This window comes from Streptomyces sp. GD-15H, assembly GCF_045291515.1.
Taxonomy (GTDB): Bacteria; Actinomycetota; Actinomycetes; order Streptomycetales; family Streptomycetaceae; genus Streptomyces.
In genome coordinates this window covers 494345-520932 of sequence record NZ_CP149447.1, presented here as the reverse complement: position 1 = coordinate 520932, position 26588 = coordinate 494345, and the positions used below count along the sequence as shown (strand labels likewise).

18 protein-coding genes and 3 pseudogenes are annotated in these 26588 nt (G+C 72.5%); 15 read left to right on the top strand and 6 right to left on the bottom strand.

Going from position 1 to position 26588, the window contains the following annotated elements:
* Positions 1 to 8: 8 nt before the first annotated feature.
* Positions 9 to 2162: pseudogene (locus tag WJ438_RS02505) on the bottom strand (PP2C family protein-serine/threonine phosphatase).
* A 181-nt stretch (positions 2163 to 2343) separates the two neighbouring features.
* Here WJ438_RS02505 and WJ438_RS02500 point away from each other — a divergent pair.
* The 5 genes from WJ438_RS02500 (at position 2344) to WJ438_RS02480 (ending at position 8868) form a co-directional block, all read left to right on the top strand.
* Positions 2344 to 4794, top strand: a complete 2451-nt coding sequence (locus WJ438_RS02500; protein ID WP_406723764.1) for a SpoIIE family protein phosphatase — start codon at positions 2344 to 2346, stop codon at positions 4792 to 4794.
* Positions 4795 to 5143: 349 nt separating this feature from the next.
* On the top strand, positions 5144 to 6211 hold the full coding sequence (locus WJ438_RS02495; protein ID WP_406723763.1) for a glucose-1-phosphate thymidylyltransferase: 1068 nt from the start codon (positions 5144 to 5146) through the stop codon (positions 6209 to 6211).
* Positions 6208 to 7194, top strand: a complete 987-nt coding sequence (gene rfbB, locus WJ438_RS02490) for a dTDP-glucose 4,6-dehydratase (RefSeq protein ID WP_406723762.1) — start codon at positions 6208 to 6210, stop codon at positions 7192 to 7194. The genes WJ438_RS02495 and rfbB overlap by 4 nt, the downstream gene beginning before the upstream one ends.
* Positions 7191 to 8078: a dTDP-4-dehydrorhamnose reductase gene (gene rfbD / locus WJ438_RS02485; RefSeq protein ID WP_406723761.1), complete on the top strand. Its 888-nt coding sequence runs from the start codon at positions 7191 to 7193 to the stop codon at positions 8076 to 8078. Before rfbB ends, rfbD begins: the two co-directional genes overlap by 4 nt.
* Positions 8065 to 8868, top strand: a complete 804-nt coding sequence (locus WJ438_RS02480; RefSeq protein ID WP_406723760.1) for a class I SAM-dependent methyltransferase — start codon at positions 8065 to 8067, stop codon at positions 8866 to 8868. The genes rfbD and WJ438_RS02480 overlap by 14 nt, the downstream gene beginning before the upstream one ends.
* On the opposite strand, the gene rfbC is transcribed toward WJ438_RS02480, so the two are convergent.
* The 3 genes and pseudogenes from rfbC to WJ438_RS02465 all read right to left on the bottom strand — a co-directional run.
* Positions 8858 to 9466, bottom strand: coding sequence for a dTDP-4-dehydrorhamnose 3,5-epimerase (gene rfbC, locus WJ438_RS02475; protein WP_406723759.1), 609 nt, complete (start codon positions 9464 to 9466; stop codon positions 8858 to 8860). The genes WJ438_RS02480 and rfbC overlap by 11 nt on opposite strands.
* Positions 9467 to 9470: 4 nt before the next feature.
* Complete coding sequence (locus WJ438_RS02470; protein ID WP_406729568.1) at positions 9471 to 11408, bottom strand: glycosyltransferase family 2 protein; 1938 nt, start codon at positions 11406 to 11408, stop codon at positions 9471 to 9473.
* Between the two features lie 76 nt (positions 11409 to 11484).
* Positions 11485 to 13174, bottom strand: a pseudogene (locus tag WJ438_RS02465) (hypothetical protein); the annotation flags it as partial.
* A 517-nt stretch (positions 13175 to 13691) separates the two neighbouring features.
* Between WJ438_RS02465 and WJ438_RS02460 the strand changes: the two are divergent.
* From WJ438_RS02460 to WJ438_RS02425, 8 genes and pseudogenes are all read left to right on the top strand, one after another.
* Positions 13692 to 14057: a nuclear transport factor 2 family protein gene (locus tag WJ438_RS02460; RefSeq protein WP_406723758.1), complete on the top strand. Its 366-nt coding sequence runs from the start codon at positions 13692 to 13694 to the stop codon at positions 14055 to 14057.
* Positions 14058 to 14365: 308 nt separating this feature from the next.
* Complete coding sequence (locus WJ438_RS02455) at positions 14366 to 14842, top strand: (2Fe-2S)-binding protein (protein ID WP_406723757.1); 477 nt, start codon at positions 14366 to 14368, stop codon at positions 14840 to 14842.
* On the top strand, positions 14839 to 17223 hold the full coding sequence (locus tag WJ438_RS02450; protein WP_406723756.1) for a xanthine dehydrogenase family protein molybdopterin-binding subunit: 2385 nt from the start codon (positions 14839 to 14841) through the stop codon (positions 17221 to 17223). Before WJ438_RS02455 ends, WJ438_RS02450 begins: the two co-directional genes overlap by 4 nt.
* Positions 17220 to 18073 (top strand): annotated as a pseudogene (locus WJ438_RS02445) (FAD binding domain-containing protein). The gene WJ438_RS02450 and the pseudogene WJ438_RS02445 overlap by 4 nt, the downstream one beginning before the upstream one ends.
* 41 nt (positions 18074 to 18114) lie before the next feature.
* Positions 18115 to 18972, top strand: coding sequence for an AAA family ATPase (locus tag WJ438_RS02440; RefSeq protein ID WP_406729567.1), 858 nt, complete (start codon positions 18115 to 18117; stop codon positions 18970 to 18972).
* 14 nt (positions 18973 to 18986) lie between these two features.
* A complete protein-coding gene (locus tag WJ438_RS02435) occupies positions 18987 to 20183 on the top strand; it encodes a vWA domain-containing protein (protein WP_406729566.1) in 1197 nt (398 codons plus the stop codon).
* Entirely contained in the window at positions 20176 to 21285 is a 1110-nt protein-coding gene (locus WJ438_RS02430; protein ID WP_406723755.1) for an XdhC family protein, read from the top strand. Before WJ438_RS02435 ends, WJ438_RS02430 begins: the two co-directional genes overlap by 8 nt.
* Positions 21286 to 21326: 41 nt before the next feature.
* Positions 21327 to 21983, top strand: a complete 657-nt coding sequence (locus WJ438_RS02425) for an SRPBCC family protein (protein ID WP_406723754.1) — start codon at positions 21327 to 21329, stop codon at positions 21981 to 21983.
* A gap of 196 nt (positions 21984 to 22179) precedes the next feature.
* On the opposite strand, the gene WJ438_RS02420 is transcribed toward WJ438_RS02425, so the two are convergent.
* Complete coding sequence (locus tag WJ438_RS02420) at positions 22180 to 22683, bottom strand: metallophosphoesterase family protein (RefSeq protein ID WP_406723753.1); 504 nt, start codon at positions 22681 to 22683, stop codon at positions 22180 to 22182.
* 157 nt (positions 22684 to 22840) lie between these two features.
* Positions 22841 to 24595: an ABC transporter ATP-binding protein gene (locus WJ438_RS02415; RefSeq protein ID WP_406723752.1), complete on the bottom strand. Its 1755-nt coding sequence runs from the start codon at positions 24593 to 24595 to the stop codon at positions 22841 to 22843.
* Between the two features lie 172 nt (positions 24596 to 24767).
* Here WJ438_RS02415 and WJ438_RS02410 point away from each other — a divergent pair, with 172 nt between their 5' ends.
* Positions 24768 to 25856, top strand: a complete 1089-nt coding sequence (locus WJ438_RS02410) for an S-(hydroxymethyl)mycothiol dehydrogenase (protein WP_406723751.1) — start codon at positions 24768 to 24770, stop codon at positions 25854 to 25856.
* Positions 25856 to 26485 (top strand): MBL fold metallo-hydrolase, encoded by a 630-nt coding sequence (locus WJ438_RS02405; protein WP_406723750.1) that lies wholly within the window; start codon positions 25856 to 25858, stop codon positions 26483 to 26485. Before WJ438_RS02410 ends, WJ438_RS02405 begins: the two co-directional genes overlap by 1 nt.
* Positions 26486 to 26588 lie beyond the last annotated feature (103 nt).

Sequence of the window (26588 nt, the reverse complement as noted above, 5' to 3'; positions counted from 1 at the left end):
GGGCGCGCTCAACCCGGGGGCAGTGCTCTGAGCAGGAGCAACGCGATGTCGTCCACCCGTCCCTCCGGGCGTGCGCCGGGCTGGACCAGGGCGTCGGCGAGCTCGTCCGGGGAACGCTCCCCGAGGGCGGTGAGAGGCGGCCCAGACCGGCCAGCGCGTCCTCGAAGTCGGTACCGGGCGATTCCACCAGCCCGTCGGTGTAAAGGACGAGGAGCGACCCGGGGGAGGAGTCCACCTCGGTCGCCGGATACGTCGCCGAACCGTCGATGCCCAGCAGCGGACCACCGGCCAGGTCCAGCACCCGCACCCGCCCGTCCGGCCTCCTCAGCAACGGCGGCGGATGCCCCGCCCGGGACATCGCGGCCCGCCCGCGCGCGGGATCGAGCCGCAGGTACAGGCAGCTCGCGAACAGCTCGGAACCCAGCTCGAGCAGCAGCCGGTCGGTGCTGCGCATCACCTCCTCGAGCGGCTGCCCCACCGTCGTGTACGCGCGGACCGCGGTGCGTACCTGCCCCATCAGCCCGGCCGCCGCCACGTTGTGCCCCTGCACGTCCCCGATCACCGCCGCCGCCGTCCCCTGCGCCGGCCCCAGATCGTGGAAGTCGCCCCCGATCTCCATGCCCTGAGTGGCCGGCAGGTAGCGGGCCGCCGCCTCGATCCCGGCCAGCGACGGCAGGGTGTGCGGCAGCAGCACCGCCTGCAGCCCGTGCGCCAGCCGGTGCTTGGCGTCGTAGAGCAGCGCCCGCTCCAGCGCCTGGGCGATCAGCCCCGCCAGACTGGTCAGCACCGCCCGCTCCTCCGTCGTGAAGTGGTGCGGTGAAGCGTAGGCCAGCACGCACGTCCCCACCGGACGCCCCGAGACGATCAGTGGCAGATAGGCCCGCGACGAGAAACCCGAGGGGTTCACGATCAGGACCGGATACAGGCGCTCCAGTTCCTCCCGGGACTCGAAGAACTCGGGCACCCCGGTGCGCGGCACCTGACCGCCGGGGGTCGGCTCGGACAGCGGCATTCCGTCGAACCGCTCGACGACGGGCGGGTCCGGATACCCGCGGTGCCCGAGGACGAGCAGCCGGCCCGACCGTGAGCCGAGGATCACCAGTCCCTGGCTGCCCACCGCCGGGACGATCTCGTCCGCGACCAGCTGCACCACGTCCTGCACGCCCACCGCCTCGGTCAGCGCGCCGGCCAGGTTCAGCACCTGGGAGATGGTGACGAGCCTGGCCGGAGCGGTGCCCGGCGGCTGTGCGGCCCGGTTCATGTCCGCCACGCCACGGGCCCGGCCGATCCGGACGCTGAGCCCCGTCGTACTCGGGTACATCCGGAACGACAGCCACTCGCCGGGCGGGCGCGGCGCCACGAACGACGTGGTGTGCCAGGCTGAGCAGGGCTGCCCGGTAGTGGTCCTCGTACACGGGATCGTTCAGCCACGGTACGGACGCCCACAGCTGGGCGCCGAGCAGCCGGTCGACCGGGGTGTCCAGCAGTTGTGCCGCGGCGGCGTCGGCGAAGTCGACCCGCCCGTTCAGATCGAGTGAGCACAGCCCGTACGGCAGCCGGGCCACCATGCGCGCCGCCTCCACCGTGCCGAGCGTGCCGGTCAGGCCGCGCACCAGCGGCGCGGCCAGCAGATCCGGCTCCGAAGGCAACGGCAGACTCTCCTCGGCGGCCCGCTCCAGCCGCGCCGCGAGACGGTCGCAGGCGGCGGTCAGATGATCGCGTTCCCACTCGGACAGCTCCGGCGGGTGGCCGCCGGGCCAGGTCACGAACACCGCACCGTACGCACTGGTCGCGGTGGCCACCGGCAGCGCGGCCAGCGAGAAGTGGTACGGCAGCACCACGGCGATCCGGGGACAGCGCCGCGCCATCTCCTCCTCGCCACCCACCCAGACCAGACGCCGCTCGCGCACCGCGTCGGCGACCGTGATCGGCGCGCTCAGCGCCACCCGTTCCCAAGGCGCCGCGAACGCCCGGGGGAGCCCCACCACCACCGTCATCTCCAGCACCGGCCGGTCCGGCGCGACCAGATACACCGCGCCGGAGTGGGCCTGCACCTCGTCCACCATCGCGGTGAGCGTCAGGGAGAGCAACGGACGGCCGACCGGGCCCCGCGCGCCCGGCGGCACCTGCGCGGAGGAGTGCCTCTCGGACACGCCGACCACCTCCTCGCACGGCCGCGTCGCCGGCCGAGAACCCAATCTCCCCCTGCGGCCCCCTCCCGCACGGCGAGCCGCGCGGCACACGGCCCGCTCCGGCGCGCCCCGCGGGTCCGTCGAGGTCGACGGCCTGCCGGAACGCGACGGTGTGCCGCAGGGGCTGCGCGGCTGTCGGATAAGCGCTGTAATGGCCAACGTGGTCGCTGAGGGCGCTGCGGGACGCAGCACGAGAACGCTGCGCGCGGAAGCCGCCCTGATGGCGGTCACGGCCGAACCGGAGACGCCGGACCGGCTGCGCAGGGTCCTGGAACAGGCCCTCGTCTTCGCCGGTGCCGCGCTCGTCGCCGTGTACACGCCCAACGAGGAGGGCGAGCAGATGCTCCTGGTCGAGTCGGCCGGGATCCCGCGGACCCTGTGCGGGGTGCGCGGCAGCTACTCCGTCGCCGGGCACTCCCCGGCCGCCGAGGCCGTGCGCGGCGGTCGGCCGGTGTGGCTCGGACCGACGGAGCTCGCCGCGCAGGCCCAGGCGCGGCGCGTACCCGCTCGTGACTTCTCCCTCGCCGCCCTGCCCGTGCGCCGCGACTCCGGGGGCTGTCTGCTCGCCGTCAGCGAGCGCCCCGGCGGCTTCGACCCCGACGACCGGGTCTGCCTGGGGCTCGTCGCCGACGCGGTCGCCTTTCCCGGGCCGCCCGCCGCCGACGGCGGCGGCGAGCCGGCGCCGGGTACCTTCAGCCTCGCCATGGACACCGGACGGGTCCGGCTGGGCGACGACGTCCTGGACCTGTTCGGCCTCGGCCCGGACGACTTCGACGGCCGGGTGGAAACCCTGATGGGGTTGACCGTGCCGGAGGACCTGCCCTCCGTGATGTCGGTGGTCGAGGCCGACCACATGACCATCGGCGAGCGCGAGCTGGAGTTCCGGGTGCTGCAGCCCACCGGCCCGCCGAAGTGGCTCAGACTAAGCGGCCGGCTGCTGCCGGGCGGGGAGGGCCGTCCGGCCCGTCTCGTGGGCTCCGTCGCCGACGCCTCCACGCTGCGCTCCGACGTCACCGACGTGGCCCGGGTACAGCGCCTCGCCGCCGCACTCGCCACCGCGGTCACCGTCCACGATGTCGGCAGAGCCGTGGTCGCCGCCCTGCGCGGCCCGCTCAGAGCCGACCGGATCGCGGTCGCCGAACTGGAGAGCGACCGGCTCGTCGTCACCGTCCTCGACCCGCCGGAACCGGACGCCTGGCCGGATCTGTGGCGCGCGGAGTGGCGCGCCGAATGGCCCGAGGCACCGGTGCGCACCATGCCCACCCTCGCCGCCGTCCTGCGCGAGGGCCGGGCCCGGATCTGGCCCGCGGGCAGCCCGCTGGAGACCTCCCTCGCCGAGGTCGGGCCGGGCGGCCTCGCCATGCTGCCGCTGCCCGCCGGCAACCGGATGGTCGGCGCCTGCCTCATCGGCTGGGACACCCCGCACGACTTCGGCGCCGACGAACGCGCCCTGCTCACGGCCGCCGCCGGCCTCGCCGGACAGGCACTGATGCGGGCCCGCGCCTTCGACGCCGAGCACGAGCTGGTCGGCATGCTCCAGCGCCAGCTGCTGCCGCGCCGGCTGCCCCGGCTGCCCGGCGCGGTCGCCGTCGCCCGCTATCTGCCCAGCACGGCCGGCCTGGAACTCGGCGGCGACTGGTACGACGTGATCCCGCTGCCCGACAACCACGTCGCCCTCGTCATCGGCGACGTCCAGGGGCACAGCGCGGGCGCCGCCACCCTCATGGGGCAGATGCGCACCGCGCTGCGCGCCTACGCCGTCGAGGGGCACGCGCCCGACGTGGTGGTGTCGCGCGCCAATCGGCTGCTCATCGACATGGAGAGCGACCTCTTCGCGACCTGTTGCTATGTCGACATCGACTTGGAGCAGGGCTCCGCCTGGTACGTACGGGCAGGGCACCTGCCGCCGGTGCTGCGTCACCCGGACGGCCGCACCGAGATCGCGGAGGCGGAGGGCGGTCCGCCGCTCGGCGTCATGGCACAGGCCGACTTCCCCATGAGCCCGCTCCGGCTCCAGCCCGGCACGACCGTCGCCCTCACCACGGACGGCCTGGTCGAGTCCCACGAGGCCGACATCGACGAGGGCATGGACGACTTCGCCTGCCGGCTCGCCGCCGCCGACCCGACCCACCTCGGGCTCGTCGCCGACACCCTGCTCGGCAAGGCCGCGCGCAGCGACGACGTCGCCCTGCTGCTGATGCGCTACGACGGCATGACCCTGCGCCCGCTGCGGGAGAGCTGGACGGTGTGGCGGGTGCCCCAGGCGGTGGGCCACGCCCGCCGCTTCACCCGGCGCACCCTGCGCTCCTGGGGCGCGACCGAAGACCTCGACGCCGCCCTGCTCGTCGTCTCCGAACTGGTCACGAACGCCCTCGTGCACACCGAGGGACAGGTCCGTCTCGATCTCACCCTCGTCGGCGACCGGCTCCGCCTCGCGGTCGCCGACGCCTCGCCGCGCAGTCCCGTCAAGCCGAGCAGCATCGGCTGGGAGGCCACCGGCGGCCGCGGCGTCCTGCTCGTCGAGGCCGTGTCGGCGGCCTGGGGGACACTCCCGGTCAGCGGCGGCAAACAGGTGTGGGCGGAACTCGTCCCGCGCCGGTGAGCGCGCGGCGTCACCGGCCGTCGACAACGATCCCGGCGCCCGGGTCATCCCTTCGAGTGACATGGTCAGCGAGCGCCGCCCGGTCCCGCGTACACCGCCACGGGCAGGGTCCGGCCCCGCGTCCGACCTGGCCGGACGGCCCCACGGGAACCCGCCGTCCTCGCAGAGGCGTTGATACGAAAGGCCGGGAAGGGGCGGAGCCCCACCGGTGACGACGGACGTCCGGGGAGACGAGGGTCGGCCGTCATGGCCGGAATCATGGCGACTGGACGGCTCTCGTCGGGAATTTCGTAATGAACCGTTAAAACAAGCGACGTTCCCTCCGCCGCGCACCACTATGGTGAGTCAGATGAAGGCTCTCGTGCTGTCCGGCGGCGCCGGAACCCGGCTGAGGCCGATCACCCACACCTCGGCCAAGCAGTTGGTGCCCGTGGCCAACAAACCCGTGCTCTTCTACGGGTTGGAATCGATCGCGGACGCGGGCATCACCGACGTCGGGATGATCGTCGGTGACACGGCCGCGGAGATCGAGAACGTGGTGGGCGACGGATCGAAGTTCGGCCTGCAGATCACCTACATCCCCCAGGAGCAGCCGCTGGGGCTGGCACACGCCGTGCTGATCGCCCGCGACTGGCTCGGCGACGACGACTTCGTGATGTACCTCGGCGACAACTTCATCGTCGGCGGCATCACCGGTCTCGTCGAGGAGTTCCGCAGGCACCGGCCCGACGCGCAGATCCTGCTCACCCGGGTCGCCGACCCGCGCTCCTTCGGTGTCGCCGAACTCGACACGGGCGGGCAGGTGATCGGTCTGGAGGAGAAACCCGACCGTCCCAAGAGCGACCTCGCCCTCGTCGGCGTCTATCTGTTCACGCCCGCCATCCATGACGCGGTGCGCGCCATCAAGCCGTCCTGGCGCGGCGAACTCGAGATCACCCACGCCATCCAGCATCTGATCGACTCCCGCGCCGAGGTGCGCTGCACCGTCATCCAGGGCTACTGGAAGGACACTGGCAACGTCGTCGACATGCTGGAGGTCAACCGGTCCGTCCTCGAAGGGGTCGAGCGCCGGATCGACGGCGACGTGGACGCCGCGTCCGAGACCATCGGCCGGGTGGTGGTGGAGGAGGGGGCCCGGATCAGCAACTCGCGCGTCGTCGGTCCCGCCGTCATCGGCGCCGGCACCGTCGTCAGCGACTCCTACGTCGGACCGTTCACCTCCGTCGCGGAGAACTGCCGGATCACCGACAGCGAGCTCGAGTTCTCCATCGTGCTGCGGGACTCCTCGATCGAAGGCGTCCGCCGCATCGAGTCCTCACTGATCGGCCGTCATGTCGAGGTGACCCCCGCTCCCAGCGTCCCCAGCGCCCACCGACTCGTCCTCGGAGACCACAGCAAGGTGCAGATCCATTCATGAACCTCCTCGTCACCGGAGCCGCCGGCTTCATCGGCTCCCGCTACGTCCGTACGCTGCTCGCCGCCGACGCGCCCGACGCCGCCGACGCGCCGAGGATCACCGTGCTGGACGCGCTCACCTACGCCGGCACCCTCGACAACCTCGAACTCGACCACCCTCGCCTCGAGTTCGTCCACGGCGACATCCGCGACGCCGACCTCGTCGACAAACTGACCGCCGAGGCGGACCAGGTGGTCCACTTCGCCGCCGAGTCCCACGTCGACCGCTCCATCCTCACCGCGTCCGACTTCGTCCTCACCAACGTGGTCGGCACCCAGGTCCTCCTCGACGCCGCCCTGCGCCACGGCGTGGACACCTTCGTGCACGTCTCCACCGACGAGGTCTACGGATCGATCGCGTCCGGCTCGGCGACCGAGGAGTCCCCGCTCGAACCCAGCTCGCCCTACTCCGCGTCCAAGGCCTCCTCCGACCTGCTCGCCCTCGCCTACCACCGCACCCACGGACTGGACGTCCGCGTCACCCGCTGCTCCAACAACTACGGCCCGCACCAGTTCCCCGAGAAGGTCGTCCCGCTGTTCGTCACCAACCTCCTCGACGGAGGGAAGGTCCCGCTGTACGGCGAGGGCCTCAACGTCCGCGACTGGCTGTACGTGGACGACCACTGCGCGGGCATCGACCTCGTGCGCACCGGAGGACGGGCCGGCGAGGTCTACAACATCGGCGGCGGCACCGAACTCACCAACAAGGACCTCACCGGGCTCCTCCTCGACGCCTGCGGCGCAGGCTGGGACCGGGTCGAGCACGTCGAGGACCGCAAGGGCCACGACCTGCGGTACTCCGTCGACTGGTCCAAGGCCCGCGACGAACTCGGCTACCGCCCGCGCCACGACTTCACCACCGGCCTCGCCGAGACCATCGCCTGGTACCGCGACAACCGCGCCTGGTGGGAGCCCCTCAAGCGGCGCGTCACGGAGCAGTCATGAAGTGGCTGGTCACCGGGGCGGGCGGGATGCTCGGCCGGGACACCGTCGACGAACTGATCCGGCGCGGCGAGCGGGTGACCGCTCTCGACCGGACCGCCCTCGACATCACCCGGGCCGAGGCCGTCGAGCGGACGGTCACCGAGCACCGCCCCGACATCGTGGTCAACTGCGCCGCGTACACCGCCGTCGACGACGCCGAGACCGACGAGGAACGCGCCACCCGGATCAACGGCGACGGACCCCGCCTGCTGGCCCGCGCCTGCGCCACGCACGGCGCCCGGCTGATCCACGTCTCCACCGACTACGTCTTCTCCGGCGACGCCCGCGCCACCCCCTATCCCGAGGACCACCCGACCGCCCCGCGCACCGCCTACGGCCGCTCCAAGCTGGCCGGCGAGCGGGCCGTGCTGGAGGAGCTGCCCGGCGCGAGCGCCGTCGTGCGCACCGCTTGGCTGTACGGGGTCCACGGCAGAAACTTCGTGCGGACGATGATCGGTCTCGAGGCCCGCCGCCCCACCGTCGACGTCGTCGACGACCAGCGGGGGCAGCCCACCTGGAGCGTGGACGTCGCCGAACGCATGGCCGACCTCGGCCCTCGCCTCGGCGACGACGTGCACGGAGTCTTCCACGCCACAAACTCCGGCGAGGCCACCTGGTACGAGCTGGCCGGGGAGGTGTTCCGGCTGATCGGCGCCGATCCCGACCGGGTGCGGCCCACCACCGGCGCGGCCTTCCCCCGGCCCGCCCCGCGCCCCGCGTACAGCGCCCTCGCACACGGCCGCTGGCAGGACATCGGCCTGCCGGCGCCGCGTGACTGGCGCGTCGCCCTGCACGAAGCACTGCCCCGCATCCGCAAGGAGAGTCCCCTTCGTGAAACGCCATGAGTTCCTGCGGGAACTGCACAAGGCCAGCGCCAACCGCAACTACCTGGAGATCGGCGTCAACGACGGCCGCAGCCTGCGCCTGTCACGCGTCCCCAGCATCGCGGTCGACCCCGCCTTCAAGGTCGTCTCGGAGCTGAAGTGCGACGTCCACCTGGTGAAGGCCACCAGTGACGACTTCTTCGCCCGCGACAACCCGCTGGCCCACCTCAAGGGCGGCCGGCACCCGCTGCGCAACCTCCGCCGCGGCCGCAGCCCCATCGGACACTGGCGGCGCACCACGCTCGACCTGTCGTTCATCGACGGCATGCACCTGTTCGAGTACGCCCTGCGCGACTTCATGAATGTCGAGAAGCACTCTGACTGGGCCAGCGTGATCGTCCTCGACGACATGCTGCCGCGCAGCGTCGACGAAGCGGCCCGGGACCGGCACACCTCGGCCTGGACCGGTGACGTCTACAAGATCACCGAGGTGCTGACGCGCTACCGCCCCGACCTGGTCACCGTCCTGGTCGACACCCAGCCCACCGGCCAGCTCGTGGTCTTCGGCGCCGACCCGGACAACACCGTGCTGCACGACAAGTACGACGAGATCATGGCCGAGTACAAGGTGCCCGACCCGCAGAAGGTCCCCGAGGCGATCCTGGAGCGGGCCGGCGCGGTGCCGCCCGAGGCGCTGCTGCAGGCCGGTTTCTGGCGCGCACTCACCCAGGCCCGCAACCGCGGACTGCCGCGGCGCCTGGGCTGGGAGCCCCTGCGCCGCGCGCTCGACCAGGTCGGCGTCAGCCGCTGAGCCCCCTGCCGCGCAGCTCCTCGTAGCGTGCGCGGCAGGCCTCGTACGAGGGCAGCTGGCCGAGGCGCTCCGCCTCGGCCAGCGTGGGCGCCTGCTCGTCCTTCGACGACAGCACCGGGTCGATGCCCTCCGGCCAGGTGATGCCCAGCACCGGGTCCAGCGGATGCACCCCGTGCTCGCGGCCCGGCGCGTACCCCGTCGAGCACAGGTACACCACCGTCGCGTCGTCGGTGAGCGCCATGAAGGCGTGTCCGAGCCCCTCGGCCAGGAACACCGCGTGCCGGGTGTCGTCGTCCAACCGCACGGCCTCCCACCGCCCGTACGCCGGTGACCCCATCCGCAGGTCGACCACCACGTCGAGGACCGCGCCGCGCACACAGGTCACGTACTTGGCCTGGCCGGGCGGCACCTCCGAGAAGTGCACCCCGCGCAGTACCCCGCGGCGCGACACCGAGCAGTTGGCCTGTGCCAGGGACAGGTCGTAGCCCGTCGCCTCGCGGAACTCCTCACCCCGGTACCACTCGTGGAAACTTCCCCGGTCGTCAGGGAAGACCTTGGGCTCCAGCACCCAGGCCCCCTCCAACTCCAGTGCGCGCACCGGGTCACCGCCTTCCGTCGATCAGCGGAGCCACCCTCGTCCGGGCGGCGCCGAGCATCCGTCGCGCCCCGCGCACCAACTTCCGTACGGCACCGGGGCGTGGAATCGACACCACCAGCACCCCGTCCCCGCCGGTGCGGAGCGCGAACGGCAGCCCGTCGAAGCGCGGTTCGGCGGCGTCCGGGTCCAGGCAGAGCGCGATCCGCCAGACACCCCGGGGGAGTCCCGAGGGCAGCGTCGCCTCCAACCGCGACCCCGGCCGGTCCGGTTCACCGGCCAGCGTGCCAGGCGCGTACAGGATCCGGCCACCGGACGAGAACCGAAGCCGCACCCCGGTGCCGTCGTCGGCGTGCAGCGGCACCCGGGCGCGCAGCCGCGCCCCGGAGACCGTCACGTCCGGCCGCCGCATCTGGCCGAGGCCGAGCCGCCTGCCTCGGACGGCGACGTCCAGGGAGAGATTGCCGTGCGGCTCCGTCCAGTAGGGCAGGAACGCCCGGCCCGCGGCGATGCCCGCGTACGGCTCGGGCCGGGTGGCGCGCGGGGCCGGGCCCAGCCGGCACTCCTTGGTCCAGCCGCCGAGCTTGACCCGTACGACGGCGTCCCAAACCTCGCCACCGGGGAGCGCGCCCGGGTCGACCCTGACGGTCGCACGCAGCACCAGCCGCACCCGCTCGCCGCCGTCGACGGGCACCGTCTCCCGGGTGAACTCCACGGGCTGGAAGTACTGGGCGGAGCTGGCCCGTTCACGCAGCAGCAGATCCGCCGTGGCCTGGTCGAAGCGGGCCGCGGTCTGGGCACCGACCCACGCCACCGCCTCCTCCACGTTCTTCGGCGTGTCGGCCAGTGGGGTAGGGGCGGCATCGGCGGGGAACGTCATCGGCGCGCCCGCGGAGACGTACTCGGCGGTGAAGCCGAGACACAGCGAACCCCCCGCCCACTCCACGCTCGTGGGCGCCGCCGTCGGTGCGACCCCGGCCTCCCACTCGGCGAAGGCCATCACGTCGTCGTACCGGTCCGCCGCCGTCAGCGAGGCGACCACCTGCTGCGTCGGCTGCAGTCCGGCCGCGACAGCCGGACCGAACCGCTCGACGACCACCTTGTGGATCTCCCCGAACAACTCTCTGCGGTAGTCGTCCGGCAGCCCCAGCAGCCGCCGGGCCCGCAGCCGCTCCACCATCTCCACCCGCAGCCAGCGACGGAACAGCCTGTCACGCACCGGACCGGGCTCGGTGTACCGCTCGACCACGTCGAGCGCCTCGCGGAGGTTCTTGAAATAGCCCACCGGGTCGAAGCGCTGGAAACCGGCGTTCGAGGCGTCGTCGCGTCTGATGTGGTAGTAGCAGACGTAGTCGCTGAGCACGGAGACGTTGGCCGCCCGCAGATACGCCTCGGTGACGAAGACGTGGTCCTCCAGGCGCCGCCGCCCCTCCGGGAAGCGCAGCCCGATGTCGTCGAGGAACGCCCGGCGGAACATCTTGTGCGGGGTGAGGCTGTCGATCAGCGGCGCGTTCTCCACGGTGGCGCGCGGATGGTTGCGGCGGAACAACTCCACCGGCACACCGCGGTTCTTGCCGGCCATCTTGCCGACGACGACATCCGCGCCGTTGGCCACGCCGTACGCGTACATCCGCTCCAGGGCCTCGTCGCCCAGGTAGTCGTCATTGTCGACGAACATCACGAACTCGCCCCGGGCGGCGGCGATTCCGACGTTGCGCGGCTTGCCTGACCAGCCGGAGTTCTCCTGGTGGATCACCCGCATCCGGGGGTCCTCGGCGGCCAGCCGGTCGAGCCGTGCCGGGGTCCCGTCGGTGGAGCCGTCGTCGACGAAGATCGCCTCGTACTCCTCGGGCGGCAGTGACTGCCGTTGCAGGGAGGAGACGCAGTCCTCGATGTAGATTCCCGGGTTGTAGACGGGAACGATGACGCTGACCTTGACCGGCATCTGGATTTGTGGCCCTTCGAGTCGCTTGCCTTCGAACGGGCAGGTTGCTCCACGTCGCCCGATCGTCACGTTCCTGGTCAGTGCGCGGGAGCGGGTCCTGGGCCCAGTCCCGCTCACTGCGGACACCCCGAACGGTGCTGGGTGTCCTGGTCGCCCGCGTTCGCTCCGCGTTCGGCGGCACGGATCGGTCCGTGGTCCGGGAACGCGGGGGCGGGGTTCCTCACGCCCGGGAGCCTCCGGTCCGGCCTGGACGGTCCGACGCCCGCATCCATCGCTCTGGTGGGTGCGGGGCGGTGCCGCCCGACGCCGGACCGAATACCCCTGGGCACGCCTGCCGATCGTGATGCTCGCCGCATCAATGGGGCCCCCTGCTTGAAGCGCAGTCGGGAGCTTGGGGGAGGGTGGCCGTGCGGGTGCTGCCGATCAGCGGCTTCTGCCAGTGCTGGGCACCCCACCGGGAGGTGTAGGCCGGGTCCACGGCGACGAGGGTGATGCCGGTGGCGTCGGCCATCGAGACGAGCCGGGGGCGGAGCCGGCCGGAGACCAGCTTTCGGAACCGTTTCTGGCGGACGTGTTTCTCGCGGGTCTTCTCCGCGGTGAAGTCCAGGTCCTCCATCGCGATCGCCTGCCCCCCGCAGGCCTTTGCCCAGTGCAGCAGCCGGGTCAGGGCATGGCGGACCTGGGCGTCCCGGCGGTCGGCCGGGCCGGTCAGGTCGTAGCAGAACCGGCGCGGGGTGCCGGTCGGGTTGCCGTGGACATCCAGGCGCCAGGCGGCGGTGGGGGAGGTCGGTGTTGGTGTCCACTCCGATCACCCTGTGTGCGAGCGCCGCCGCCGGCGGGACCGTCCGCGCCACGGGTTTCTGCCAGGAGGCGGTCACGTACCAGCGAGCGCGGTCTGTGTCGATGGGGGTGCCCCCGCTCGAGCGCGGCCGAGAGTGGGGGAGGATGCGGTAGGCGACCGCTCGGTTCGCCGCCACCCGGTCGGCCCACTCCACTCCGCGGTGGGCGAAGGGGACCCGGCCGGTCAGGACGTACCGGCCGTGCGGCGCGTTGGCCAGTCCCTTGAGCGGGGCGGGGAGCCTGATGCTGACCTCACCGTCCGGGCCGATGCGAATCGTCTCGTTGCCGTACCGCTTCCCCGACTCGCCGTCGGCCTGCAGGAAACACCGGACGGCCTGCCACCGCTGGCGCCACTGGTCCTCGGTCAGCCGCGCGGCGGCCAGGCGGTGCCGCATACGGGCCAGGCGCCGGCCGCCGCGCACCACCTGCACGGTCCCGGCCTCCCCAGCGGCGCGCTCCCGCGCCAGCCGGTCCTCCAGGACATGCAGCCGACGGGCCTTGGCATGCCACTCCCGCCCGCTGCGATACCCACCCGGGGCCTTCCGCGTCCCTTTCCCACCCACCGGCAGTGGCAGTCGGTGCCGCAGGGTTCGCACACCGGCTTCCAGGCACTGGAGGCGGGTGTGCGCGCAGCGCCGGGCCGGCGCCGACTGATCGCGCGTGGCCCTGGTGAGCGCACCCGCCCAGCGGGCCGACGACGCAGGGGTCAGTTCCCGCCTGCGCGCCGCCCACGCCCCGGCGTCATGTCCCAGACCATCCCGGCAGCGCGCCTTCAGATCACCGGAGGCCGGCGTGCCCAGATGCGCGCCCATCAGCCGCAGCACCTCCTCATCGGCGGCGGTGAGCAGTTTGAGCCGGGTACGAATGGCCACCCCCGACGGGCCGGGTGCCACGAACGGCGCCGCAAGCCCACGCAGTCCGTCCACCCCACACCCCCCGGTCAGCCGTGAAGACCCGCTCCTCCCACCCAACGAACCCCACCCGCAAAGGTCACACATCCGGCGGACGAACCACCATTCCCCTCTCCAGGCATGACCACATACCTCCCGACCACACTCCAGCACTCATCCACACACGCCCGAACACACTCGTACCCAGCCACATCCCAGCAGCTCCCCACCTCTCCCAGCGGCGCCGCGCGCGGGAAGCAGTCCCGGCCCGGTACGGCCGTCAGGTCTGGCCGGAGGGGACCACTCCGGGGCCGGGGCGGTGGTGTCGGTGACAGCGGCGGGGAAACCAACGTCGGCGACGATACGGCGTGTTGAGATCATGGCCTCAGCAATGCCGACGGGGCCGTCCCGGACACGGGAAGACGGCTTGGCTCATCCGTCGGGCGGAGCCCACGGGCCGGGCTTGCAGCGCCCCGCGGGCCGGAGGAGCCTCGTAGGAGAGGCCCGGCGTGGCCCGCTCGGGACCGGGCCGAGGCTCTCGAAGGAGGTCGTCATGACCACCTCGGCAGAACCCGGGTTCAGCACTGACACACTGCGCCGGGGCATCGAGGCGCGGACGTCGGCACCCATGGTGTCGCTCTACGCGGACGACGCCGAACTGCGCATCGTGGACCGCAACACCCAGCCCAGCCACCCCAAGGTCCTGCACGGCCGGGACGAGATCGCCGCCATGCTCGACGACGTGTACAGCCGTGACATGACGCACCGGCTGGAGCGGTGCGTCATCCAGGGCGATCACGCCGCCTACAGCGAGAGCTGCGTGTACCCGGACGGAGTGCGGGTGCTCTCGGAGTCGATGATCTCGCTGAGGGACGGCAAGATCACCGAGCAGACATTGATCCAGGCCTGGGACGAGTGATCCCCGCTCGGGGCGAGCGGGAAGATGTTACGGGACGCGCGGTGAGCATGTGCACTGAGCGTCACGTCCTTGGGCAGGGGCGGGATTCCTGCTGGAGGGACGGTGACGTTGAGGGCATGTGCGCTCCTTGTCCGGTGACGGCGGACGCCAGCGGTGGAACGGAGCGGGCCGAACCACGGCAATGGGTCCAGCGGTCACCGCATCGGTGCCGCAGCACTCGCCGTTCGCCGGACCTGGACATAGAGTGAGATTCATCACTCCAAGGTCACAGACACTCCTCATCCGCCCGCACGGCCTCAGGAGGGCACATGACCCGTATCTCGGTGAAAGTGGACGGCACGGCGTACGAGGATGAGGTGGAACCCCGTCTGCTGCTGGTCCACTATCTGCGCGACCGGCTCGGTCTGACCGGCACCCCGGTCGGCTGCGACACCTCGAACTGCGGAGCCTGCACGATCGAGCTGGACGGTACGAGCGTGAAGAGCTGCTCGGTGCTCGCCGTGCAGGCCGACGGGGGTGAGGTGACCACCATTCAGGGGTTGGCCCAGGAAGGCGAGTGGACACCGCTGCAGCGCGCCTTCCACGAGCAGCACGCACTGCAGTGCGGCTACTGCACCCCCGGGATGATCATGGCGGCGCGTGATCTGCTGCGCGAGAACCCGCATCCCGACGCCGACGAGGTGCGCGAGGCCCTCGAGGGCAACATGTGCCGCTGCACCGGTTATCAGAACATCGTCCGCGCGGTCCTCTCCGCGGCCGCCTCGTCGGAGGAGGTCACGGCATGACCGACCAGAGCACCGACCGGAGCACCGAACGCGAGGTGGGCCGGGGCCGGCTCCGTAAGGAGGACGCCCGGCTGATCACCGGGCAGACCAACTGGACGGACAACATCTCCGTCACCGGACTGCTGCACATCGCGTTCCTGCGCAGTCCCATGGCGCACGCCCGCATCGAGCGGGTCGACGTCTCCCCCGCCCTGGAACGCCCCGGTGTCGTCGCCGCGTTCAGCGGCCGTGACCTCGCCCAGGGTCTCGGCTCGCTGCCCTGTGCCTGGCCGGTCACCGAGGACATCGTGCTGCCGGACCACCCGCCGGTCGCGGTCGACGAGGTGCGCCACGCCGGTGACCCGGTGGCGGTCGTGGTGGCGCGCGACCGGTACGCGGCGGCCGACGCGCTGGAGGCGGTCGAGGTCGACTACGAGCCGCTGCCGCCGGTGCTCGACCTGGAGGCGGCGCTCGCCGAGGACGCCCCGCTGGTCCACGCGGACAAGGGCACCAACCGCAGCTACGTGTGGCCGCTGAAGACCGGCGAGGACTACGAGACGGTGAAGCGACGCGCCGACGTGGTCGTCACCCGCCGCTTCCACCAGCAGCGGCTCGTCGCGAACGCGATGGAGCCGCGCGCGGTCGTCGTCACCCCGCTCGCCGCCTCCGGCGAGTACACGGTCTACTCGGCGACCCAGGTCCCGCACATTTTGCGGGTGATGCTGTCGACGGTCACGGGGATCCCCGAGCAGAAACTGCGGGTGGTGGCCCCCGACGTGGGCGGCGGGTTCGGCTCCAAGCTCCAGGTCTACGGCGAGGAGGCCGTCGCCCTGGAGGTCGCCCGGCGGCTGGGCCGGCCGGTGAAGTGGACCGAGTCCCGCTCCGAGGGCTATCTGGCCACGCACCAGGGCCGCGGCATGATCCAGGACATCGAGGTCGCCGCGACCAGTGAGGGCCGGCTGCTCGGCCTGAAGGTCGACCTGCTCGCCGACATGGGCGCCTATCTGATGCTGGTCACGCCCGGCATCCCGATCCTCGGCGCCTTCATGTACCCGGCGATCTACAAGATGGAGGCCTACGACTTCACCTGTACGGGTGTGTTCACGACGAAGACACCGACGGACGCGTACCGCGGTGCCGGGCGTCCGGAGGCCACGTTCGCCATCGAGCGGATCATGGACGAGCTGGCGGCCGAACTCGGCCTGGACCCCGTCGAGGTGCGGCGCCGGAACTGGATCCGGCACGAGGAGTTCCCGTACACGTCGATCGCGGGTCTGACGTACGACAGCGGCAACTACGAGGCCGCCACCGAGCGGGCACTCGCCCTGTTCGGGTACGACGAACTCCGCGCCGAGCAGCAGAAACGCAACGAGCGCGGCGACACGGTACGGCTCGGCATCGGCGTGTCGACGTACACCGAGATGTGCGGGCTCGCGCCGAGCCGGGTACTGCGGGACCTCCGGTACGCGGCCGGCGGCTGGGAGGCGGCGAGCATCCGCATGCTGCCCACCGGCAAGGTCGAGGTGGTCACCGGCACCAGCCCGCACGGGCAGGGGCATGTGACGAGCTGGAGCCAGATCGCCGCGGACGTGCTGGGCGTGCCGTTCGAGGACATCGAGGTGGTGCACGGCGACACCAGGGCGGCCCCGCAGGGCATGGACACCTACGGTTCGCGGTCCCTGGCGGTCGGCGGATCCGCGGTGCACCACGCGGCCGAGAAGGTCGTCGAGAAGGCCCGCAGGGTCGCGGCGCACCTGCTGGAGGCGAACGAGAACGACCTGGAGTTCACCGACGGCGTGTTCACCGTCAAGGGGTCGCCCGAGGCGCGCAGGACCATCCAGGAGATCGCCTTCGAGGCGTTCACCTCGCACGACGTGCCCGACGGCATGGAACCCACCATCAACGCCGAACAGGTGGTCGACCCGGAGAACTTCTCCTATCCGCACGGCACGCACCTGTGCGCCGTCGAGGTCGACACGGAGACCGGACAGACCCGGATCCGTTCCTACGTCTGCGTCAACGACGTGGGCCGGGTGATCAATCCGGTGATCGTGGAGGGACAGGTGCACGGCGGCCTCGCCCAGGGCATCGCGCAGGCCCTGTACGAGGAGGCCGTGTACGACGACGAGGGCAACCTGATCACGGGCACGATGGCCGACTACATGGTGCCGGTGGCCGGGGACCTGCCGGAGTTCGTCACGGAGCGGACCGAGACGCCGGCGACCTCCAACCCGCTGGGCGTCAAGGGCGTCGGCGAGGCGGGGACGATCGCCTCGACGCCCGCCGTGGTGGGCGCGGTCGTGGACGCGCTGCGGCCGCTCGGTGTGACGGACGTGACGATGCCCTGCACGCCCGAGCGGGTGTGGCGGGCAGTGCATTCGGCGAAGGAGGGCTCCGCATGATTCCCCCGGCATTCGACTACGCCCGGCCCACCAGCCTCGAGGAAGCGCTGCGGGTGCTCGCCGACGGCGGTGAGGACGCGAAGGTGCTGGCCGGTGGTCAGAGCCTGCTGCCGCTGCTCAGGCTGCGACTGGCCTTCCCGGAACTGGTGGTGGACGTCGGACGCGTCCCCGGGCTGCGCGGTGTGCGCGAGGACAGCGACGCGCTCGTCATCGGCGCGATGACCACGCACCACGAGGTCGTCCGGGACCCGCTGGTGCGCCGGTACGCCGGGCTGCTGGCCGCCGCCACCCGCACGGTCGCCGACCCGGCCGTACGGCACCGGGGCACCTTCGGCGGCTCGCTGGCGCACGCCGACCCGGCGGCGGATCTGCCCGCGGCGGTGCTCGCCATGGACGGTGAGCTGGTCGTCGCCGGTCCGGGGGCCGGCGCACGGTCCCGGCCCGCGAGTTCTTCGTCAACTACCTGGAGACGGTGCTGGCGCCCGACGAGCTGCTGGTCGAGGTGCGGGTGCCGAAGGCGGACGGCTGGGGCTTCCACTACGAGAAGTTCCACCGGGTGGCGCAGTCCTACGCGATCGTCGGTGTGGCGGCGCTGGTGCGCCGCGACAACGGGCGGATCGCCGAGGCGCGGGTCGGGCTGGTCAACATGGGCGCGACCCCGTTGCGGGCCACGGCGGCCGAGCAGGCCCTGGCGGGCAGCGACGACACGCAGGCCGTGGCGGGTGCCGCGCAGGCGGCGGCGGACGGCACCCAGCCGCCCCGGGACACCTCGGGCTCGCCCGAGTACCGGGCGCACCTGGCGCAGGTGCTCACCAGGCGGGCGGTGCTGACCGCGGCCGGGATGGGGTGAGGCCGATCAGCGGCGAACCGGCGCCGGCCGGGCCGGACGAGGTGCGGGCCCGCCTGGAGGAGACGGGATACCTCGTCGACGAGGGGCTTGCCATCGCCTGCTTCCTGGCCCTGAGGCTGCACCGCCCGGTGTTCTGCGAGGGCGACCCGGGCGTCGGCAAGACCGCGCTGGCCACCGCCCTCGCCGAGGCGCTGGACGCCCCGCTGATCCGGCTCCAGTGCCACGAGGGCATCGATGCCGCCCAGGCGCTCTACGACTGGGACTTCCCGCGCCAGCTACTGCATCTGCGGGCCGCCGAGGCGACCGGGATCACGGACGCCGGCCGGCTGGAGGGCGAACTGTACGACCGCCGTTTCCTGATCGCCCGGCCCCTGCTGCGCGCCCTGGAGACCCAGCCGTGCGTGCTGCTCGTCGACGAGATCGACCGGGCCGACGACGAGTTCGAGGCGTTCCTGCTGGAGCTGCTGTCGGAGTTCTCGGTGACGATCCCGGAGCTGGGCACCGTACGCGCAGAGGTGCCGCCCGTGGTCGTGCTGACGTCGAACCGCACCCGGGAGGTGCACGACGCGCTCAAGCGGCGCTGTCTGTACCACTGGTTCGACCACCCGGACTTCGCCCGCGAGCTGGCCATCGTGCGGCGCCGGCTGCCCGGGGTGTCGGCGCGGCTGGCCGAGCAGGTGACCGCGCTGGTGCAGGAGCTCCGCACGCAGGACCTGCTCAAGCCGCCGGGGGTGGCCGAGACGATCGACTGGGCGCAGGCCCTGGACACGCTCGGGGCGAGCGAGGTCGACGCGGACCTTGCCGCGGCGACGCTGGGGTCGGCGCTGAAGTACCGGGAGGACACCGAGCGGGCCCGGGGACTCGATCTTGCGGCGGTGCTCGCCGCGCGAGGGACGTGACGGGGATGGCGGACATGGCGGCGGGGGGACGCGCGGCGGTGAACGGGGAGCGGGGCGTGCCGGCGGCCGGGGCGGTCGCGGTGCTCGTCGGGTTCGTCCGTGCCCTGCGCGCGGCCGGCCTCGACGCGAGCGCGGAGCGGGCGCACACATTCCTGCGCGCGGTGGACGCCCTGCGGCCCGGGGTGCGGGCGGACGTGTACTGGGCGGGACGGCTGACCCTGTGCGCCTGCCGGGACGACCTGGAGCGGTACGAGCGGGTCTTCGCCGCGTATTTCGGCACCGGCGGGCCGGACGGGCCGCCGGTGCCGCCCGCGCCCCGGCTCCGGCAGCGGCTCGTCGTACGCGAGGCCACGGGCCTCCGTGCGGCCGCCGCCCAGGGGCAGCGGCCGGGGCCGCCCCTGGCCACGCTGGCCAGCTCCACCGAGACGCTCCGCCACCGTGACGTCGCGGGCCTCGCCACCGCCGAGCGGGAACAGGTACGCCGACTGCTGGCGGCACTGGCGCCGCGCGGAGAGGTACGGCGCACGGCGCGGCGCCGGCCTGCCCGGCGCGGGGAGGTCGATCCGCACCGCACCGTGCGGGAGTTGCTGCGGCAGGGTGGCGAGCCGGCCCGGCTGCGGCGCCGGGTCCGGGCCGAACGGCCGCGGCGCCTGGTGCTGCTCGTCGACGTCAGTGGATCGATGGCGCCGTACGCGGACGCGCTGCTGCGCTTCGCGCATGCAGCCGTACGAGGGCGGGCGGCGGAGGTGTTCACCGTCGGCACCCGGCTGACCCGGGTGACCCGGGAGCTGTCGCACCGGGACCCCGATCCCGCCCTGGGCGCGGCCTGGGCGGCCGTGCCCGACTGGCGCGGCGGGACCAGACTCGGCGAGCTGCTGCGGGAGTTCCTCGACCGCTGGGGGCAGCGGGGCATGGCCCGCGGCGCCGTGGTCGTACTGCTGTCGGACGGCTGGGAACGCGGCGACCCGGAACTCCTCGCGGCCCAGATGCACCGCCTGCACCGGCTGGCCCACCGGGTGATCTGGGCCAACCCCCTCAAGGCACGCCCCGGTTACGCCCCGCTGGCCGCGGGGATGGCGGCGGCACTGCCGAGCGTGGACGCGTTCGTCGAGGGCCACAGCCTGGCCGCCCTGGAAACCCTGGCGGCGGTGGTACGGGGCGCTTCCGCCGACCCGGCTGACGTGCCCCGGGAAGGAGCCGACCATGCGTGACATCCTCCCGGCGCTCGCCCGGTGGTACACCACCGGTCGGCCCTTCGGCCTGGCCACCGTCGTCGGCACCAGCCGCAGCACTCCGCGCGACCCCGGCGCCGCCATGGCCGTGGGCCCGGACGACGAGGTGCTGGGGAGCGTGTCCGGGGGGTGTGTCGAGGGTGCGGTGTTCGAGTTGGCGCGAGAGGTCGTCGCCGACGGTGAGGCCCGGCTGGAGACCTTCGGCTACAGCGACTCGGATGCCTTCGCGGTCGGCCTGACCTGCGGCGGGGAGATCACCCTGCTCGTGCGCCCGGTCACACCCGAGCTGGACCCGGCGTTCGGTGCCGTCGCGGAGTCGGTGGCCGCGGGCGAGCCGGTGACCGTGGCGACGGTGACCGACGGTCCCGCACCGCTCGGCGCCACGCTCGCCGTCTGGCGGGACCGGCTCTCGGGCACCTTGGGGACGACCGGCCTGGATGTGGCCGTCACCGCCGACGCGCGCGGCGAACTCGCCCTCGGGGCCACGGGGCTGCGCCACTACGGGCCCCGGGGCCAGCGCCGTGAGGACGCGGTGAGCGTGTTCCTGCAGTCCTTCGCGCCGCCGCCGCGCATGCTGGTCTTCGGCGCGATCGACTACGCGGCGGCCGTGGCCCGCATCGGTGTCTTCCTCGGCTACCGGGTGACCGTCTGCGACGCCCGCCCCGTCTTCGCCACGCCCCGCCGCTTTCCGGAGGGCGTCGAGGTCGTCGTGGACTGGCCGCACCGGTACCTGCACGGTACCGAGACCGACGAACGCACGGTGATCTGCGTCCTCACCCACGACCCGAAGTTCGACGTGCCGCTGCTCCAGGAGGCGCTGCGCCGGCCCGCCGCCTACATCGGCGCCATGGGCAGCCGCCGCACCCACACCGACCGTGCGGAGCGCCTCGTCGAGGCCGGCCTCACCGAGCGCGAACGGTCCCGGCTGCGCTCACCGGTCGGGCTGGACCTCGGCGCCCGTACACCCGAGGAGGTTGCCGTGTCGGTGGCCGCCGAGATCGTCGCGCTGCGCTGGGGCGGGACGGGCGCACCGCTGTCCGTGACCGAGGGAGCGGTCCATCCACCCGTTCCCGCACCCTGAGCCCCTTGAGCCCACGTCCACCGAGTCACGAGGAGGCAGACATGGAGCTGCATCACGAGTTCACCATCCCCGTCCCGGTCGACGACGCCTCGCCGGCGCTCCTCGACATCGAACGGGTCGCGCCGTGTCTGCCGGGAGCGACCGTCGAGGAGCACGACGACAAGACGGTGACCGGCTCGGTGAAGGTCAAGGTGGGACCGGTCGCCGTGACGTACAGGGGCACGGCGGTCTTCGAGGAACGGGACGAGACGGCCCACCGGATGGTGCTGGTCGCCAGTGGCCGGGAGACCCGTGGCCAGGGCACGGCGCGGGCCACCGTGACGGGAACGCTCAGCGAGCGGGACGGCGGCACGGCGGTGTCGGTGCGTACCGATCTGACGGTGACCGGGCGGCCGGCGCAGTTCGGGCGCGGGGTGCTGGCGGAGGTGGGTGAGCGGATCATCGGCCAGTTCGCCGCCTGCCTGTCCGAACGGCTGACCGAACCCGCCGAGGCGGCCGACACGACCGGGACGGCCGGTGTGGCCGATGCCGCCGGTGCGGCCCAGGCCGGCCGACGGGCGGAGTACCCGCCGGACGAGCCCCTGGACCTGCTGCGCACCGCTGGTGTGCCGGTCGCCAAACGAGTCGCCGCGGCCCTCGCCGGTGTCGTCGCGGTGGTCGTGCTGATCTCGCGGATCCGCAGGCGGCGCCGGACCTGAAGAATGAGACGAAAAAAATGTGTGAGCCCGGCCGGGGTGGGTATTCAGGCCCGTATCACCTCCGATCGTGGGAAGGAGGTCCGTGACAGAGCAACTACTCGCAGGGTCCGGGCCGCTTCCACCGAAACGAAGCGGCCCGGCCCGTCGGGCCCCGGCCATGGGCGTGCCCGACCGATGCGGACGCCGGGAGCGGACGTCACCGGCGTGGTGGCAGCCGGTGCAGTTCCAGATCGCCGAGTCGGCCGTCGGTGAGCGTGCCGGTGAGATAGGTGTGGTGGGGCTGCCGGCGGCGGTCCGTCGGTGAGCCCGGGTTGAGCAGACGCAGTCCCGTGGCGGCGGTGGAGTCCCACGGGATGTGGCTGTGCCCGAAGACCAGCACGTCCAGGTCGGGAAAGCGGGCGGCGCACCGGGCCTCACGACCCCGCGCGGGACCCGTCTCGTGGACCACGCCGAAGCGCAGACCGTCGAGTTCGACGTACGCGACCTCCGGCAGGCGGGCGCGGAGTTCGGGTCCGTCGTTGTTCCCGTACACGGCGACGAGTCGGCGGCTGCGACTCTCGAGCAGATCGAGCGTGGCCGTGTCGACCCAGTCCCCCGCGTGGAACACGACGTCGGCCCGCGGCAGTTCGTCGAGCAGGGGCGCGGGCAGTTGCTTCGCCCGCACGGGCAGGTGGGTGTCTGACATCAGGAGCAGCCGCACGCTCACCACCCTAGAGCCTGCCGTGGGCCGCGCCCGGCGCAGCGCGTGTCGCCACGCCCAAGCGCGCACCCGGGCACGCCGGTCGCCCGATCCGCAGGGGATGATCATGGCACGATCTCGACGGCGTTCGAAAAGTGAGACCGTCCTGGCCACGGGGTCACGTACTGGCCGCCAGGAACTGCGTCGCCGCCAGCTCCGCGTAGAGCGGATCGGCGGTCACCAGCTCGCGGTGGGTGCCGACCGCGCGGACCCGGCCGGCGTCCATCACCACGATCCGGTCGGCCATCGTCACCGTCGACAGCCGGTGCGCGACGACCAGCACCGTCGTCGTACGGGCCACGTCGGCGACGGTGTCGCGCAGCGCCGCCTCGTTCACCGCGTCGAGCTGCGAGGTGGCCTCGTCGAGCAGCAGCAGCCGAGGGCTGCGCAGCAGCGCGCGGGCGATGGCGACCCGCTGGCGTTCCCCGCCGGACAGCTTGGTGCCGCGGTGCCCGACCAGCGTGTCGAGCCCGGCCGGCAGCCTGGCCACCAGCCCGTCGAGCCGGGTCGTCCTCACCACCCGCGCCACGGTGTCGTCGTCCGCCTCCGGGTTCCCGAGCAGCAGGTTGTCGCGCAGGGAGCCCGACAGCACCGGAGCGTCCTGTTCCACATAGCCGATCGAGGACCGCAGCTCCGGCAGTCCCCAGCCGGCCAGCTCGCGCCCGTCGAGAGTGATCACACCCGCGTCGGGGTCGTAGAAGCGTTCGATGAGGGAGAAGACGGTGGTCTTGCCCGCGCCGGACGGGCCCACGAACGCGGTCATGCCCTGGGCGGGCACGGTGAACGTCACCCCGTGGTGGACGTACGGCAGATCGTCGGCGTAACGGAAACGCACGTCCTCGAAGGCGAGCGCGGCGGGAGCGGTGCCCGGTGTCGGCAGGGGCGTGGCATCGGCGGCCGGCTCCGCGGGCAGCCGCAGCGCCTCCTGGATGCGCGCCAGGGCGGCGCTGCCCGTCTGGTACTGCGTGATCGCGGCGACGACACTCTGGATCGGTGCCATGAGATAGAAGACGAACAGCAGGAACGCCACCAGCGTGCCGATGTCGATGGCGTCCGTCGCCACCCGCGCGCCGCCCACCGCGAGCACCGTGAGGAACGCGACCTGCATCGCGAGCCCGGCCGTGTTGCCCGCCGCGGCCGACCACTTGGCGGCGCGTACGCTCTGCCGCCACGACTCCTCGGCGGCATCGTGCAGCGCGCGCTCCTCCCGCGGCTCGGCACCGGACGCCTTCACCGTGCGCAGCGCGCCCAGCACCCGCTCCAGCGAGGCGCCCATCACGCCGACCGCGTCCTGCGCCTGCCGGCTGGCCCGGTTGATGTGGGGCACGATCACGCCGAGTATCGTCCCCGCACCCACGATCACGGCGAGGGTGACCGCCAGCAGCACGGGGTCGACGAAGCCCATCAGCACGATGGTCGCGATCAGCGTGAGGCCGCCCGTGCCGAGGCCCACCAGCGAGTCGGTGGTGACCTGGCGCAGCAGCGTGGTGTCGGAGGTGATGCGGGCCATCAGATCGCCGGGCTCGCTGCGGTCCACGGCCGTGATGCGCAGCCGCAGCAGATACGACGACAGCGAGCGCCGCGCCCCGAGCACCACCGACTCGGCGGTGCGCCGCAGCACGTACGAACCCAGCGCGCCCAGCACGGCATTGGCGACGACGAGCGCCGACATCAGCAGCAGCGCGCCGGTGATGGCCCGGTCGGCCGACAGGTCGTCGATCAGCTCCCGGGCGACCAGCGGCAGCATCAGCCCGGTCGCTCCCGTCAGCAGGGACAGCGAGGCCCCGCCCAGCAGGGCCCACCGGTGCGGTCGTACGTATCCGAGGAGCGCCCGCCAGGCGGGCGGACCGGTCTTCTGCGCTGCGATGCTCACGTCGCTCCCTGGGCGTCGGGCGGAAGGCTCAGGCTACGTCGCAGGGGCAAGGGCGTGGAACGGCGGGCGGACCCACGCAGCGCCGCGACCTGCCGTGGAGCCCACCGGCCGAGTCACCTGCCGGTCGCGTAGGGTCGGAGTACGGACACCGGAAGACGAAGGAGCCAGCACCATGGCGCAGGAAGTGCGCGGTGTGATCGCACCGGGCAAGGACGAGCCGGTACGCATCGAGACGATCGTCGTACCCGACCCGGGGCCGGGCGAGGCGGTCGTCCGCGTCCAGGCCTGCGGTGTGTGCCACACCGACCTCCACTACAAGCAGGGCGGCATCAGCGACGACTTCCCCTTCCTGCTCGGCCACGAGGCCGCGGGCGTGGTGGAGTCGGTGGGCGACGACGTCACCGACGTCGCGCCCGGTGACTTCGTCGTCCTCAACTGGCGTGCGGTATGCGGCAAGTGCCGCGCCTGTCTGCGCGGACGCCCCTGGTACTGCTTCGACACGCACAACGCCGAGCAGAAGATGACCCTCGCCTCGACGGGCCAGGAACTCTCCCCGGCCCTGGGCATCGGAGCCTTCGCCGAGAAGACCCTCGTCGCCGCCGGACAGTGCACCAAGGTCGATCCCGAAGTCTCCCCGCAGGTCGCCGGCCTGCTGGGTTGCGGGGTGATGGCCGGCATCGGCGCCGCGATCAACACCGGCAACGTCGGCCGCGGCGACAGTGTCGCCGTCATCGGCTGCGGCGGCGTCGGCGACGCGGCCATCGCCGGGGCCCGGCTCGCCGGAGCGGCGAAGATCATCGCTGTCGACATCGACGACCGCAAGCTGGAGACCGCCCGCTCCATGGGCGCCACCCACACCGTCAACTCCCGTACATCCGACCCCGTCGAGGCGATCCGCGGACTCACCGGCGGCTTCGGCGCCGACGTCGTCATCGAGGCCGTCGGCCGCCCCGAGACGTACCAGCAGGCCTTCTACGCCCGCGACCTGGCCGGCACGGTCGTCCTCGTCGGCGTGCCCACCCCGGAGATGAAGCTCGAACTGCCGCTCCTCGACGTGTTCGGCCGCGGCGGCTCCCTGAAGTCGTCCTGGTACGGCGACTGCCTGCCCTCGCGGGACTTCCCGATGCTGGTCGACCTGCATCAGCAGGGCCGCCTGGACCTCGGCGCGTTCGTCACCGAGACCATCCAGCTCGACGAGGTGGAGAAGGCCTTCGAACGGATGCACAAGGGCGACGTCCTGCGCTCGGTGGTGGTGCTCTGATGGCCGCACGCATCGAGCACCTCGTCACCTCGGGCCAGTTCAGCCTCGACGGCGGCACCTGGGACGTCGACAACAACGTGTGGATCGTCGGCGACGACCACGAGGTGATCGTCATCGACGCCGCACACGACGCCGACGCCATCGCCGAGGCGGTGGGCGACCGCCAGCTCAAGGCGATCGTGTGCACCCACGCCCACAACGACCACATCGACGCCGCTCCCGCCCTCGCCGAGCGCACCGGGGCCAGAATCTGGCTGCACCACGACGACCTGCCGCTGTGGAAACAGACCCATCCGGACCGCGATCCCGATTCCTGGCTGGTCGACGGCCAGGTGATCGAGGCGGCCGGCGCCGACCTCACGGTGCTGCACACCCCCGGGCACGCGCCGGGCGCGGTCTGCCTCTACGACCCCGGGCTGGCCACCGTGTTCACCGGAGACACCCTCTTCCAGGGCGGCCCCGGTGCCACCGGCCGTTCGTTCTCCCACTTCCCGACGATCATCGACTCGATCCGCGACCGGTTGCTGACGCTCCCGCCGGAGACCAAGGTCCGCACCGGCCACGGCGACTCGACCACCATCGGTGCGGAGGCGCCGCACCTCCAGGAGTGGATCGCCCGCGGCCACTGACGCCCCCGGTCCCGGTGACTCGCGAAAGCCCCGCCGGAAAGGTGACAGAGGATGTCCGGCTTACCCGTCACTCTCCTAGCGACAGCAGATCGCGAGTGGCGGG